12 protein-coding genes and 1 pseudogene are annotated in these 14,716 nt (G+C 61.2%); 7 read left to right on the forward strand and 6 right to left on the reverse strand.

Translation table 11 applies throughout. The features are described 5' to 3' along the window. Positions 1 to 2 precede the first annotated feature (2 nt). Positions 3 to 866 (reverse strand): IS21-like element helper ATPase IstB, encoded by an 864-nt coding sequence (istB, locus tag UP09_RS21505; protein WP_044536175.1) that lies wholly within the window; start codon positions 864 to 866, stop codon positions 3 to 5. Next, positions 796 to 2,365 (reverse strand): annotated as a pseudogene (istA, locus tag UP09_RS21510) (IS21 family transposase). Before istA ends, istB begins: the two are co-directional and overlap by 71 nt. Positions 2,366 to 3,553: 1,188 nt before the next feature. Between istA and UP09_RS21520 the strand changes: the two are divergent. Then, positions 3,554 to 4,864: a hypothetical protein gene (locus UP09_RS21520; RefSeq protein WP_156164714.1), complete on the forward strand. Its 1,311-nt coding sequence runs from the start codon at positions 3,554 to 3,556 to the stop codon at positions 4,862 to 4,864. Positions 4,865 to 4,905: 41 nt separating this feature from the next. On the opposite strand, the gene UP09_RS21525 is transcribed toward UP09_RS21520, so the two are convergent. The 3 genes from UP09_RS21525 to UP09_RS21535 all read right to left on the reverse strand — a co-directional run bounded on the left by UP09_RS21525 (position 4,906) and on the right by UP09_RS21535 (position 9,062). Next, complete coding sequence (locus tag UP09_RS21525; RefSeq protein WP_044540293.1) at positions 4,906 to 5,685, reverse strand: enoyl-CoA hydratase/isomerase family protein; 780 nt, start codon at positions 5,683 to 5,685, stop codon at positions 4,906 to 4,908. A gap of 79 nt (positions 5,686 to 5,764) precedes the next feature. After that, the gene (locus UP09_RS21530) at positions 5,765 to 7,864 is read right to left on the reverse strand and encodes a molybdopterin oxidoreductase family protein (protein ID WP_044540294.1); all 2,100 of its coding nucleotides are present in this window, start codon (positions 7,862 to 7,864) and stop codon (positions 5,765 to 5,767) included. Positions 7,865 to 7,991: 127 nt separating this feature from the next. Further along, the gene (locus UP09_RS21535; RefSeq protein WP_044540295.1) at positions 7,992 to 9,062 is read right to left on the reverse strand and encodes an ABC transporter substrate-binding protein; all 1,071 of its coding nucleotides are present in this window, start codon (positions 9,060 to 9,062) and stop codon (positions 7,992 to 7,994) included. Positions 9,063 to 9,211: 149 nt separating this feature from the next. On the opposite strand from UP09_RS21535, the gene UP09_RS21540 reads away from it, so the two are divergent. Together UP09_RS21540 and UP09_RS21545 are read left to right on the forward strand one after the other, a co-directional pair. Further along, positions 9,212 to 10,186, forward strand: a complete 975-nt coding sequence (locus UP09_RS21540) for a Bug family tripartite tricarboxylate transporter substrate binding protein (RefSeq protein WP_044540296.1) — start codon at positions 9,212 to 9,214, stop codon at positions 10,184 to 10,186. A 47-nt stretch (positions 10,187 to 10,233) separates the two neighbouring features. Beyond that, positions 10,234 to 10,932 (forward strand): molybdate ABC transporter substrate-binding protein, encoded by a 699-nt coding sequence (locus UP09_RS21545; protein ID WP_044540297.1) that lies wholly within the window; start codon positions 10,234 to 10,236, stop codon positions 10,930 to 10,932. Positions 10,933 to 10,951: 19 nt separating this feature from the next. Here the strand turns inward: UP09_RS21545 and UP09_RS21550 are convergent, their stop codons facing one another. Then, a complete protein-coding gene (locus tag UP09_RS21550; protein ID WP_044540298.1) occupies positions 10,952 to 11,758 on the reverse strand; it encodes an SDR family NAD(P)-dependent oxidoreductase in 807 nt (268 codons plus the stop codon). 100 nt (positions 11,759 to 11,858) lie between these two features. On the opposite strand from UP09_RS21550, the gene UP09_RS21555 reads away from it, so the two are divergent. The 4 genes from UP09_RS21555 to UP09_RS38595 all read left to right on the forward strand — a co-directional run. Next, positions 11,859 to 12,593, forward strand: coding sequence for a GntR family transcriptional regulator (locus UP09_RS21555; protein ID WP_044540456.1), 735 nt, complete (start codon positions 11,859 to 11,861; stop codon positions 12,591 to 12,593). A 51-nt stretch (positions 12,594 to 12,644) separates the two neighbouring features. Further along, positions 12,645 to 13,691: a TRAP transporter substrate-binding protein gene (locus UP09_RS21560; RefSeq protein ID WP_156164715.1), complete on the forward strand. Its 1,047-nt coding sequence runs from the start codon at positions 12,645 to 12,647 to the stop codon at positions 13,689 to 13,691. Positions 13,692 to 13,709: 18 nt separating this feature from the next. Beyond that, the gene (locus UP09_RS21565; protein ID WP_245302106.1) at positions 13,710 to 14,228 is read left to right on the forward strand and encodes a TRAP transporter small permease; all 519 of its coding nucleotides are present in this window, start codon (positions 13,710 to 13,712) and stop codon (positions 14,226 to 14,228) included. A gap of 15 nt (positions 14,229 to 14,243) precedes the next feature. After that, on the forward strand, positions 14,244 to 14,716 hold a 473-nt coding region (locus UP09_RS38595; RefSeq protein WP_044540299.1), incomplete at its 3' end, for a TRAP transporter large permease subunit.

The following is a 14,716-nucleotide window of genomic DNA, read 5'->3' on the forward strand; positions in this document are numbered from 1 at the left end:
TGTCAATCGGCGTTCAAATTTGACCCCGCATCGGCGTCCAATTTTGACCCCTTTGGGCGACGGGTTTTGGCGGTAGCGCTCGCGCCGTCGGAGCTGGTCGGGGTTGCGGAGACGGTGCGAGCGCGGGTTGCGTGATCGTCGTCGCGGCTCTTGAAGCGCCAACTGTCGTTGCCGGTCTCGACGATATCGCAATGGTGAGTCAGACGATCGAGCAGCGCGGTGGTCATCTTTGCGTCGCCAAATACGCTGGGCCATTCCCCGAAGGATAGGTTGGTGGTGACGACGATCGACGTGCGCTCGTAGAGCCGGCTGACGAGATGGAACAGTAGCTGGCCGCCGGATTGAGCAAACGGAAGGTAGCCGAGTTCGTCGAGGACAATGAAGTCCATCCGGGTCAGATGCTCGGCGATGCGACCCTGCCGTCCATTGCGGGTCTCGATCTCCAGGCGATTGACGAGGTCGACTACGTTGTAGAAGCGGCCGCGGGCACCAGATCGGATGCAGCTTCTGGCGATGGCGATGGCCATATGTGTTTTGCCGGTGCCGGTACCGCCGACCAGGACGGCGTTACGTTGCTGGGCGATGAAGCCGCCGCCGGCGAGATCATTGACCAGCGTCTGGTTGATAGGAGTGCCCTCGAACTGGAAGTCCTCAAGGTCCTTGGCCAGCGGCAGTTTGGCGATGGTGAGCTGGTACTTGATCGAGCGCGCCTGCTTCTCGTTGATCTCGGCGTTGAGCAGGTCGCCGACAATGCGTTGAGGTTCGTGCTGGCGTTTGACAGCGGTCGCCATGATCTCATCGAAGGCGGCCTTCATGCCGTAGAGCTTGAGCTCGCTCATGAGGTCGAACAGTTGAGTACGTTCCATCAGATGGTTCTCCTGAGGTTGTCGTAACGGGCACAGTCGGCGATCGGGGCATGGCGCAATGTCAGCGCAGCCGGGGTGAGGATGTTGGCCGGTGGCGCAGGATCACGCTGGCGGGCCAGGATGTTGAGCACGACATCGGCGGAATGAACGCCGTGAGTGATCGCCTCGGCGCAGGCGGCTTCGACGGCCGGCAAGCCGTCGGTCAGAACTGCGTTGAGGATGTCGACCATCTGCCGATTGCCATCGTCGGCGCTGGCGAGCTTGCGCCGTACACGTTCGATCGCGGCCGGCAGTACCCAGTCCTTGAAGGGAGCGCCGTTGCGCAAGGCACCGGGTTTGCGAGCCAGCACCGGCACGTAATGCCAGGGATCGTAGACGGTATCGCCGCGGCCGAACGAGCGAGCATGCTCGGCAACGATGCGCCCGTCCTGGCGGATCACAATGCGGTCGGCGTAGGCGTGAACCTCGACAGGCCGCCCGACAGCGCTGGCCGTGACCGAGTATTTGTTGTTGTCGAAACGCACCAGACAGGTCTTCGAGACCGACGCCGGCACCGCGTGGAATCCGTCGAACCGGCCGGCATAGGGAACGAGCTTCGGTCGCTCAGCTTCGAACACCTCCCAGACCGTCTGTTCGATCAGTTCCGGATGCCGGTGCGCTTTGGCGTAGGCGATGCACTTGTCCAACAGCCACGCGTTCAACTCGTTGAGGGTTTTGAACCGCAGCCGTGGCGTGAAGAAGCGCTCCCGGACAAGTCCGACCTGGTTCTCGACCTGACCCTTCTCCCAGCCCGACGCTGGCGTGCAGGCAACCGGATCGACCAGGTAGTGGCTGCACATCTGCATGAAGCGGCGATTGTAGAGACGCCCTTTGCCGACGAAGATGGTCTCCACCGCCGTCTTCATGTTGTCGTAGATGCCGCGTCCGCAGGTGCCCTTGAACAGAGCAAATGCCCGGTCGTGGGCGTCGAACACCATCTCCTGTGTCTCGCGCGGATAGCACCGCACAAACAGCATCCGGCTGTGACAGAGCCGGACATGGGCGGCCTTCACGATCACCGTTACGCCATTGAGCAGGACGACCTCGTGGCTCCAGTCGAACTGATAGGCTTCCCCAGGCGCAAAGCTCAGCGGGACATAGGCTGCAGCCGTCGATTGCCCACGCTCTTGGCTCCACCGCCTGGCGTAACGCCGAACGGTATCGTAACCGCCATCATAGCCGCGCCCGCGCAGCTCTTCGAAGATCCGGATCAACGTCAACTGTTCGCGAGCAGCCTTAGCTGCGTTCCCCGCAAGCAATCCGTCGAGCTCCGCTGCCCATCGTCCCAGCTTCGGCCGCGGTTGGACAACACGCTCGTACTCGAATGAGGTCTCTCCCGACCTCAGCACCTTCCGGACCGTGTTCCGCGACACCTTCAGGTCCCGGGCGATCTCCTTGATCGTCTTGCCCTTGATGAAGTGTTCGCGCCGTATCCGGGCAATTGTCTCCACGACCAGCATCCCCGACCACCTGCTTCATTACAAAGCAGGCAGCGCAACAGACCAACCTGTAGGGGGTCAATTTTGGACGCCGATCCCCCGGCTTAGGGGGTCAATATTGCAGGCCGAATGACACTTAACGTAGGATAGGAGACCGACTTATCGGAAAGGGCATTGAGAAACCGGAGGAATCAGTTGCCTCTTAATCAGCGGGTCCCAGGTTCGTAGTCCGGGCCGTACCGTTGAAAACATTAAGGTCCGTTACCGTAAGACGCACTTGCCTCGACATTCCGTCCGCAAATCCGCCGCTCCATCGAGGTTTTCAGATTTCACCATGCTCGCCTCTTAGGAACATTAGCCGCACTTTGGTCAATGAACGTTTTTCACAAGATCTAGTTTTAGAAAATATTTTTCACACGATATAATGGGAATTCGACTAGCTAGCACTTTTGTGAAGGAAATTCGAAGCTCGGAGAGCGTTTTTCAGGAGACTTCAACTGAGCGTGCAATTTTCAGGGCCAGTGGGCATTTTTCATGACCGGAGGCTGCCGGAAGCGGCCGCCCCGGCGGGTTAGCCGCCAACATTGGCAGCGGTTCGCGTCGGGAACTGACGTCCCGAGAGGTTTGCAGCGTATCGCCCACTCAGTCGATGCACAGCGCTCATTTGCACTCCAGACTCGCCGATTCACGCACCCGTTCTTAGTGGTTCTTTTCCTCGCCACCGTCTCATGCATGCTTCTTGCGCACGCGTGGCGAGAATGTATGGAAGTACGCTAGAAGGGCACAAGGAGCGGCGCGCTCGATTTACCATCTGGATTGGTTGTTCCTTCCTACGCTGCGAAGAAACATGCTCTCGAAAGATCGAAGGATCGCCCGTTCTATTGGGTTCAAAATTTACACCGCAGACAAACTGATGCGCGAATTGGCGTTTATGGCATCCCGTATCGCTCTTCCTGCCCGTTACCCGTGCTTCGGCACATGGCCTGCGCTCATGCGAGCCGACATGGCGGCCGCTTATCTCGACTATCGCGATGCCCGAGAACTCGTACGCGCCGTCAAGCGCGGCGAGGCCCCGCCGCCAACCAGCTATCAGGGAACTGGTCGCGCTCGGCGGCCAGTCTGGTCGAAGGCCAGCATTGATTGCTTCGTCGCATCAAGCAGAGCTGTGCAGACAGACGGATCGCTAGGCGAAGAGCTGGCCTCCCTCGTATGAAAACTGCCGGTTCTTCCTTGGCACTTCCCCGCTATTGCCGACGAAAGATGTTGAAGAGTGGTCGATGGGCATACTTTTTTGAACCTCCGACTTGGGCCCGTAACCAGAACTGTCCGATCCGCGCTGAAGCGCTGGGCGACGATTTCTCGGCTGCCGTCGAGCGAATGGAGAAAGTCCTGTTGCCCACTTTCGACAGCTGGCTTTCTAAAGGATTGACCGACATGGTCCCAACTTCACCCGCACCCGGCACTTTCGATTGGCTCGCCGGGATCTTCCGAGCGCACCAGAAATGGCGGGAGATCGATTTCAAGACCCAACGCTTATACGACCAGGGTTTGGCGCTCTTCGCTAACCACGAACTGAAGGATGGTAGCCGCGCCGGCTCGAAACAGATCGCTGATTTCACTAAGGGATTTGTCGATGCGGTCTATGCGAAACTACTCATCGTCGAACGCACAGATCCGGACGGAAAGATTGTCAAGCGCGAGCGTCGACGTTTCGCTAATGCGGCCATGACTGCTTGCAGGCGCGCCTGGTTTGTTGGTCAGCGCGCTCAAGAAACGAAAGTGCCAGCGGTCAATCCATTCTCGCGGATGGGCCTAAAATCGCGTGCCCCTGGTCACGCGATACGTGAGACACCAACCGCAACCTGGGACGAAATTGTTGCATTCAGGCGGCATGCAAACAGACTTGGATATTGCTCAATTGGAACCGCCGCGCTGCTGACATGGGAGTGGCTGCAGCGCGAAGAGCACATATTTGGCGCGTTCGAAATCGAGCACTATCGACCGAAAGAACGGCCAGATAGCGTGAGGATTGTTCATCCAAAGAATCGCGAAGAAGCCTGGTGGCCTCTCTTCGACGAAACGGGTGAGGCTCTCTTTCCCGAATTGATGGCCGAGCTCGACGCGATCAAATGCTCGCTTGACTCAGGGTTGGCCTTCCGCCGCGATCATGCCCATCGCAAGTCACCTACCCAACTCCCGTGGATCACCGAGCGCAAGGATCTTCGGTACCTCCGGTGCGTCGTCAAAAAGATAGTGGTGGCAGCCGGACTACGGAGCGAGCTCTCATTTACCTCCTTTCGCCACGGTGGGTTCACGGAAGGTGCCGATAGCGACCTCACGGATGCAGAACTACGCACCGCAGGCCGTCACCGCTCAAGACAACAACTGCCCACCTATGCCAAGCGCACGCGGAAACAGTTGATTGCAGCCGCCAAAAAACGCCGCGAAGAGCGAACCAGAGCCGCTGTCTTGTCAGGCTCTGCGCTCGCCTTTCATTCTCCACTCGTTCCGAACAATTGATGCGATTTTCTACCAGGGAGAGCCTGCGAGCGGACCTCCGCCTAACGCCCGGTCCAAGATGGCTTGCGCTTCTCGCCGAATGCCCTGAGGCCTTCCTTGGCGTCTTCGGTCATCGCGAGCAGCGCAATCTGGCTTTCGGTGTAGGCGATGCTTTCGTCGAACGACATCGATGCGATCGCGCGCATGGCGTATTTGCCGCGGCGGATCGCGGTCGGCGATTTGTCGACGATCCGGCCGATCAGCCAATCGACCTTGGCGTCGAGCTCGGCGGCAGGGACGACGTAGTTCAGGAGGCCGGCAGCCCGTGCGATGCTGGCGTCGAAGGGCTCGCCGGTCAGCGCCCATTCATTGACAAGGCGCGGCGGGGCGATCGATTGCAGCAGGCTCATGACCTGCATCGGAAACACGCCGACCTTCACCTCGGGCAGGCCGAAGATCACATGATCGGCTGAGACCGCCATGTCGGTCATGCACAACAATCCCATGCCGCCGGCCATGCAGACGCCGCCGACCCGCGCGATGGCGGGTTTCGTCGCGTTCTGCGACAGCCGCAACAGGTCGGCATAGTCGACGTTGGGGCGGGAATAGTCCATCGAGAACGCCGCACCGCTGTTCTGCAGGTCGGCGCCGGCGCAGAACGCCTTGTCGCCTGCGCCCGTCAGCACGATGACGCGCACGTCCTTGTCGTCATGGGCGTCGCGATAGCCCTTGACGATACCCGCGATCACGTCGGCATTGAGCGCGTTTCGCTTCTCCGGCCGATTGATGGTGATCCAGAACGCCTGCCCGCGCTTTTCGAGAATGACGCTGTTGTCGGTCATGTTTCCTGCCTGTTTTCTTGCCTGCGCGCTGTTTTCAGCCCACATTTGCGGCAGGATCGGCACCGACTGCAAGCGGGATTTACGCGGCGGCCGACGCCTTCCTGATCCAGACCTTGTTGTCATGGAACGCGGCGCCGCCGACCGGTGCGACAGCCTCGGCCCCGGTCAGCATGTTGATGCCGCGGCCGCCGATATGCGACTTGTTCGGGTGGATCGACTCGGCAATCAGCACGCCGCGCCGAACACCATCGAACAATTTCGCGGTCAGCGTTGTCTCGCCTCGTGTATTGCCGAGCGTCACCGCCTCACCATCGGCGATCGAAAGGGTCGCGGCATCCTCGGGATGGATCATCACGGTCGGCACGCCTTCGCGAGCCTGCGACGACGGCGTTTCGTTGAAACTGGTGTTGAGGAAGCTGCGCGAGGGCGAGGTGGCGAGCCGGAACGGATGCTGCGCGTCCGCCTCCTCGATGATGGTCCAGTGGTCCGGCAGCGAGGGCATCTTGTCCCACTCGCCCATCAGACCGCCGCTCCCGACCGGCAGCTTGCCCCATTCGACCTTGAAGTGGAACTTCTTGTCGGCATGGGCAAAGCCGTCGAGATAGTGCGACGCCCGGAAGTCAGGCTGCAGGTCACGCCACAGCTCGGCTTCGAGCGTAGCGATATCGCCATGGCCGCTCTTCTTCAGTGTCGCGTCGATCAGCTCACGCGCCGTCATGTCGAAGCCGGGATGGACCGCGTTCAGGCGGCGGCCGAGTCCCTGCATCACCTCATGATTGGAGCGGCACTCGCCGGGGGGGTCGATCAGCTTCGGGCCGACTGAAATATGCTGGTGGCCGCCACCGTAATAGAGATCGTCGTGCTCCATGAACATCGTCGCCGGCAGCACGATATCGGCCATCTGCGCCGTCTCGGTCATGAACTGCTCATGCACCGCGACGAACAAATCCTCCCGGGCGAACCCCTGACGCACCAGCGCCTGCTCCGGCGCGACCGTCATCGGATTGGTGTTCTGGATCAGCATCGCCTTGACCGGGCCGCCGCCCCTCAGCGCCTCGGCGTCGCCGGTCAGAATGCGGCCGATCTTCGACTGATCGAGCACCCGCGTCTTGTGGTCGATCGCGTCGTGGCCCTCGATGATGGATTCGTCGAAACGCCAGATACCGGCATTGTTGAAGAACGCGCCGCCGCCCTCATGCTGCCAGGCACCGGTGACCGCCGGAATGCAGAGCGCAGCATGCATCTGGGCGGCGCCATTGCGGCTGCGCGTAAAACCGTAGCCGAGACGGAAGAACGAGCGCTTGGTCTGCCCGACCAGGCGTGCAAACGCCTCGATCTCCTCCACCGGCACGCCCGAGATCGCCGACGCCCATTCGGGCGTGCGGGTCTTCAGATGCGCTTCGAACTCGCTTGGGCAATCGGTATAGCGCGCGAGATAATCGCGATCGGCAAAGCCCTCGCGGAACAGCACATGCATCACACCGCAGGCAAAGGCGCCATCGGTGCCCGGCCGCAGCAGGATCTTGATGTCCGCCTGCTTCATCGTGTCGTTGTTGTAGACGTCGATCGCCGCGATCTTCGCGCCACGCTCCTTCCGCGCGCGCGACGCATGCGTCATCACGTTGACCTGGGTGTTCACAGGGTTGGTGCCCCAGATCACGACGAGATCGGAGACAGCCATCTCGCGAGGGTCGACGCCGGCGATCTTGCCGGTCCCTGCCGTGAAGCCGATGCGGGCAATGGTCGAGCAGATCGTGCCGTAGAAGCGCGAGTACTTCTTCACATGCGACAGACGGTTGAGGCCGTCGCGCATCACCAGCCCCATGGTGCCGGCATAGTAGTAAGGCCAGACGGACTCGGCGCCGAACTCGTGTTCCGCGGCGTCGAAACGCGCCGCGATCTCGTCCAGTGCCTCGTCCCAGGACATCCGCGCAAACTGGCCGGAGCCCTTCGGCCCGGTCCGGCGCATCGGATACATCAGCCGCTCGGCGTGGTGAATCCGCTCGGCATAGCGCGCCACCTTGGCGCAAACCACACCAGCCGTGTAGGTCTGCAGCTTGGAGCCTCTGACACGACCGATCGAGCGTCCTTCGATGACCTCAACGTCAAGCGCGCATGCCGAGGGGCAGTCGTGCGGACAGGTGGAATGGCGGATGTCGATCTTGGCGTGCTGGTTCATGATCAAATAGGTAACATCAAATGACCGGTACGCCGAGGGGCTTTGTCCCGCCGGTTTGTGCAAAAACCGGGCATAAGCCATGCGCCGGACGCCCGAATAGGCCCCACCTTTCGCGGGATCGCCCCGGTCAAACGCGGAAGATGCGGGTGTAACGCGACTTGATCGATTCCCCTTCCCGCTCCACCGCCGCAGGGTCATCCTTCATCGTCTTGATGTCCTTCAGGGGCTTCCGTCCGGCCTTTTCCTGGACCTGTGCGTGGACGGACCGCAGGCCCCCAACGTCAATGTTCAGTTGCTGCGCCTCGCGCCCGAGCGCGAACGACTGAAACAGCCTCGCAGCGTTCGGATGCGGACAATCCTTGAAGATTCCGTTCGGCCCGACAATGATCGGAGATCCTTCGGTGGCATAGACCGGCTCGACCGGTCGGCCGGACTCCTTCATCTGAAAAATGTTGTATTCATTGCCATCGGCCATCACTGCGCGCTCGCCGAGATCGAGCTTCTTGGGCGGATCCGTCGAAGACTGCACTTGCATGATGTTCTGCTTTGCGAGCTGCTCGAAATAGCTCCAGCCGAGATCGCGCTGCATCTGATAGGTCGCGGTCATGATGGTGCCGCTGTAGCCGGGATGCCCCTTGACGATCTTGCCCTTCCACTTGGGATCGAGCAAATCGGCAAAGCTCTTCGGCGCCTCCTCCGCCTTCACCAGATTGGTGTTGTAGGCGATGATCGAAAGCCAAACCCGGAAGCTTGCGAACTGGCCGTCCGCATCGCGGTGCTCATCCGGATAGAATTTTGCGACCTCCTCGGGAACGTAAGGCGCCAGAATGCCGTCTCGCTTCCAGACGATGAAATGCGCCGCGTCGGAGGAATTGACGACATCGACCGCATGAATGCTGCTGGAGTACTCCTGACCGATCCGCTGGAAGACGCGCTCCGCACCGGTGCGCTCGACGCGCACGGCAATATCAGGATATTTCGCCTCGAACGCCTTTGCCAGTTTCTCCGCAACCGGCAGATCGGTCGAGGTGTAGTAGATCACCTGGCCTTCCTTTGTCGCTGCGTCGATCAACGCCGGCGTGACCGGTTCGGCGGCAGGCGCTGCAGCCATCACGCGTGTCGAAAAGGCGGTACTGACAAGCACCGCACCGGTGCCCTTCAGCACATCGCGGCGCGACAGCCCGAGACGTTTCCTCATATGATTCCCCGCGCTTGATGGCGAAGTTGGATACACCGCTCTCGTGCTCTTATTCCGATGCGGGAGACCGAGTCTGTCGTCGACAGCCGCGTCACGTTGCAGCTAGACTTCCAATCAAGAAACAAGACTAAAGTCGGGGGAGAAGATCAATGGCGGGCTTACGGTACGCACTGGGGCTTGTCGCGGCGCTGCTGACCGCGTCGATCCCAGGCGCTCGCGCACAAGCCGAAGATTATCCCGCGCGCCCGGTCAGGATCATTGTTCCCTTCGGCCCTGGCGGACCGGCCGACGTGGTCGCGCGACAGATCGGCAGCATTCTGCAGGAAAACCTCGGCCAGCCCTTCGTGGTCGAGAACCGTACCGGCGCCGGTGGCGTCATCGGCACGCTAGAGGTCGCGAAAGCCCCCGCCGACGGATACACGCTGCTCATGATGTCGAATACCCAGACCGCGAATGAATCGCTGGTGCCGCAACGCAAATACGAACTGATGCGGGACTTGGCGCCGATCGCGCCGCTGAACTATTCCGATCTCGTGATCGTGGTTGCCCCGGCGGTGCAGGCAAAAACCCTGCAGGAGTTCATCGCGCTTGCGAAATCGCAGCCCGGGAAGCTGAATTATGCTTCATCGGGCCAAGGCACGCCGTACCACATGGCAGGCGAGTTATTCAAAGCCATGGCCGGAATCGACATCGTGCATGTGCCCTATCGCAACAGCGGTGAAGCGCGCAGCGGCGTGATCGGCGGTCAGGTCCAGATGATGATCGATGCAGTTCCGGCGATGGCGCCGAACGTTGATGGAAACCAGGTCCGTGCGCTCGCCACCACCGGCAAGACGCGCTCGACCGTGCTGCCCAACGTCCCAACGGTGATCGAGGCCGGCGTTCCCGGTTACGAGGCGACGATCTGGCTCGGCCTCATGGCGCCGGCAGGTACGCCGAAGCCGATCATCGACAAGCTCAATGCCGCTGTGAACGCGGCGATCAAACGGCCGGAAGTCGAGACGCTCTGGGCCACCCAGGGCGCATCACCAATGGAGATGTCGTCGGAGGCGTTCGACAAATTCCTGCGCGCCGATATTGTGAAATGGGCTGCAGTCGTCAAAGGATTGGACAAAACCCAGTAGCACCTGGTGACGAGGCCAACCACGACCGCAACCATGGAATTGAGCAGATGACGACCCTGAACATCCTGAGCGGCGGCGCGGCACACGGCCTGGTTGGCAAGCTTGCACCGGCGTTCAAGGCCGAGACCGGTCTGGACATCGCTGGCGAGTTCGGCGCGGTCGGCGTCATGGCCGACAAATTGCGCGCGGGCGCGCCGGCCGACATCGTCATCCTGACCGCCGCATTGGTCACGAGGCTCGCGGACGAGGGGCTGATTTTACGCGGTTCGATCACAGACATCGGCCGGGTTGAAACCGCCCTCGCCGTTCGCACCGGCGATCCGCTGGTGAAAGTGACCGACGCCGCCAGCCTGCGTAATGCGCTGCTGGCCTCGGACGCGATCTTTGTGCCGGACACCAAGGCATCGACCGCTGGAATTCACGTCGCCAAGGTTCTCGCGCAGCTTGGCATCGACAACGACGTCGCCGACCGGCTGAGGGTGTTTCCAAACGGTGCGACCGCGATGCGACATCTGGCCGAGTCCGATGCCCGTCGACCGATTGGCTGTACGCAATCGACCGAGATCATCAACACCGAAGGCGTGGTGCTGTCGGGCGCGTTGCCGCCGGAGTGTGAGCTCGCGACCATGTATGCGGCGGCCGTGGCGACGCGCGCGTCCCTCACGCCGCAAGCGCAACGGATGATCACGCTGCTGACGTCAACGGACGCGCGGGAGCTTCGCAGCCGAGCAGGTTTCGTCGCATAACAGAGGGGCGTGTTGCGGCCTAACCCGCCAACTGGGTCAGACCTGTCGGCGGCCCATCGACTGCGGTCCAGCCACCGTCGACGAACAGTGTGCTGCCGCTGACATAGCTTGCGGCGTCCGATGCCAAATAAGCGACCGCAGTCGCCACTTCGTCCGCGCTGCTCCAGCGGTTGAATACGGTGTGTCCGGCATAGAGATTGTAGATGTCCGGCCGCTGCTTGAATGGCCCGGTCAGCGCGGTCTCGGCGATGCTCGGCGCGATCGCGTTGACGCGGACACCGGAACGCCCGACTTCGGACGCGAAGCCTTTCACCAAGAGCCCGATCGCCGCCTTGGTCGAGCCGTAGACGGCAAGCCCCGGCTCGATGGTGACCGCACGCACCGAGGAACAGGCGATCAGGCTGCCAGCTTGCTGCTTGACCATGATGCGGCCGAAGGCCTGGAAGAACCACACGGTGCCCTTGATGTTCAGAGTGATGACCCGGTCGAGGTCCTCGTCGGTGTAGTCGAGGATGGTCTTGCGGATATTCAGCCCCGGCGTCGTGACGGCGATGTCGATGCGCTGAAATTCTGCGAGCGCCTTTGCCGCCAGCGCCTCGACGTCAGTGCGATCGGCCGCGTCACACCTTGCTGCAGTGGCCGATCCGCCCTGCTCCCGAATTGCGGCGGCAGTTGCGTCCGCGCCATCCTGCGTGCGGTCGGCACACAACACGCGTGCACCCAGCGACGCCAATGCCTCGGCCGAGGACCTGCCAATCCCTGAGGCTGCGCCCAGCACGACGGCGGTCTTGCCGGTGAGATCAAACAGCTTGCGATAATCGGTCAAGTCGAAACTCCCTTCAGCGGCAAAGCGCCGGGTATGCCGATCCCGGGGTTTGCGTTCGAATTACACTTCATATACTAATATATTAATTGTGGGAGCAGAGATACCCGTGCGCGCGCCGAACAAATCCGAGCTTCGATCGCCGGGCAGCCACAGGCGATCCGGCCGGCCGCGCACGGCGACGGCAGCGGCGCGCATCTATGCCGACCTTCGCGCGGAGATGGTCTCACTTCTGCGCCGGCCAGGTGACCCGATTCTGGAAGCCGAAATCGCCCTGTCCTACGGCGTCAGCCGGACGCCGGTGCGCGAAGCCATCCTGAGATTATCGGATGAAGGCCTGGTCGAGATCTTCCCGCAATCGGGCATCCTTGTTTCCCGTATCCCGCTGGCCGCACTCCCCGAGGCGATCATTGTCCGAAGGTCGCTGGAAGAAACCACGACGCGCATGGCAACCGAGCGGGCCAGTGCAAGCCAGATCCTCAGCCTCCATTCCATCCTCGAGCGCCAGCGCGAGGCCGCTGTCGCGGGAGATCGCGAGGCATTTCACCAGGCCGATGAGGCGTTTCACGCCACCATCGCCGACATCGCCGGGCATCCCGGCATTTGGAAGCTGATCCTCCAGGTCAAGGTCCACGTTGACCGATTCCGACGCCTCACCCTGCCACAACGCGGGCGGATGGCCGAGGTGATCACCGAGCATGAGGCTATCATGGCTGCGATCGAAGCGCGGAATCCCGCCGCTGCCGGAGCTGCGATGGTCAGGCATCTCGAGCGGCTTCTCGTCGACATCTCGGCCGCACGACACAACAATCCGGAGCTTTTCGACCAGCGCAGCTAACAGACACGACCGCAGCCGGAACCCGGCACGGCATTCAGGGAAGGAAATGACATGGACAGTGCACGTCAATCGCAACGCGGCGTTGCGAGGCTCGGCCGTCGCGACTTCATCAAGATGGGTGCGGGTCTTATGAGCACAGGTCTTGGCGCAGCAGTGGCCACGTCAATGTCACCGGTTCGCGCCCAATCGAAAGCAATTTTCAAGGCGTCCGACGTCCAGCCTCCGGGCTACCCGACCGTGGTCGCGACCGAAAACTTCGGCAAGAAACTCGAGGCCGCCACCAATGGCCGCCTCTCAGTACAGATGTTTCCGTCGATGCAGCTCGGCGGCGAGAAGGAAACCATCGAACAGACCCAGATCGGTGCGATGCAGATGCTGCGCGTCAGCGCGGGATCGATCGGTCCGATCGTCGACGACATCAATGTCGTCAACATGCCTTTCCTGTTCAAGAGCATGGCGCATGCCGAAAAGATGATGGACGGCCCGATCGGACAGGAGCTGCTCGACAAGATCACGGCCAACGCCAACGCCGGACTGGTTGCGCTGTGCTGGATGAATTCCGGCGCGCGCAGCCTCTACAACACCAAACGATCGATCAAGACGATCGAGGACCTGAAGGGCCTGAAATTCCGCGTGATCGGCAACCCGATCTTCATCGACATGATGAACGCGCTCGGCGGCAACGGCGTCGCGATGGGTTATGATCAGGTGTTCAGCGCGCTACAAACCGGGGTGATCGATGGCGCCGAAAACAATCCACCGAGCTACGTCTTCAGCAACCATTACACCGCCGCGAAGTATTTCTCGCTCACCGAACACCTGGTCGTTCCCGAACTGCTGGTGTTCTCGAAGAGAGCCTGGACCGCGCTTTCGGCCGACGATCAGGAACTGATCAAGAAGCTTGCTCGCGAAGCGCAGATGGAAGAGCGCGGGCTCTGGAACAAGTATGAGCAGCAAGCGATGGAAAAGGCCAAGGCCGCCGGGTGTGAGATCGTCGAGATTGCCGACAAGACGCCGTTCCAGAACGCGGTCAAGCCAGTATGGAACAAGTACGGTCCGAAATACCAGGACATGATCGATCGCATCCAGTCGGCCTGATATGGCGTTGCACGGGGAATGAACATGGCTGGATCGTATCGCCAGGCGATGGATTTTCTGTATCTTGCATGCGTCGTCACAGGCAGCATCGCGCTGGTGCTGATTTCAGCCGTGATCCCCTGGGCGGTGTTTACGCGCTATGTCCTGAACAGTGCAGCGTCGTGGCCGGAACCCCTTGCGGTTCTGCTGACCATCGTCGTGACATTCATCGGCGCGGCCGCCGGGTATCGGCTCAACCTGCATATGAACGTTGGCTACTTCGCCAACAAGCTGCCGGACCCGTTTCGGTCTCTGGTGGACCTGATCGTGCAGCTGCTGATGGGATTGATCGCGCTCTTCATGATCATCTGGGGGTGGCGTCTCGTCGAAGTGACCTGGCACAACACGATTGCCGATTTCCCATTCCTCTCGGTTGGCGTCACATACCTGCCGATCCCGGTCGGCGGCGCTTGCTTGCTGCTGTTCATCATCGAGCGGATTTTTCTTGGCGCACCGCCCGACCCGATCGGACAGCATCCCGAAATGTCCATCGACTGATCGAGAGAAGCCATCATGGATATCTTCGTTCTGCTCGCGACGATGCTGCTCTGCTTCCTGATTGGCATGCCGATCGCCTATTCGCTGGCGATGGCGGCGATCGCCGGTGCGCTGTGGATCGGCATTCCGCTGGAGGCGGTGATGCTCAAGATATCGGATGGCGTCAGCAAGGTTGCGATGCTGACAATCCCATTCTTCGTGCTGGCCGGCGCGATCATGGCGGAAGGCGGCATGGCGCGACGGCTCGTCGCGTTTGCGGATGTACTGGTCGGGTTCACCCGCCTGCGCGGCGGCCTGTCGATCGTCAATGTGCTGGCAACGACCTTTCTCAGCGGCATCTCCGGCTCGGCTGTCGCCGATACATCCGCGATCGGATCGGTGATGATCCCGCAGATGGAGAAGAACGGCTATCCACGCGTCTTCGCCACCAATCTGACGATCACCTCGTCGGTTCAGGCCTTGCTGGTGCCGCCGAGCCACAACGCCGT

The organism is Bradyrhizobium sp. LTSP885 (assembly GCF_000938305.1).
Lineage (GTDB): Bacteria > Pseudomonadota > Alphaproteobacteria > Rhizobiales > Xanthobacteraceae > Bradyrhizobium.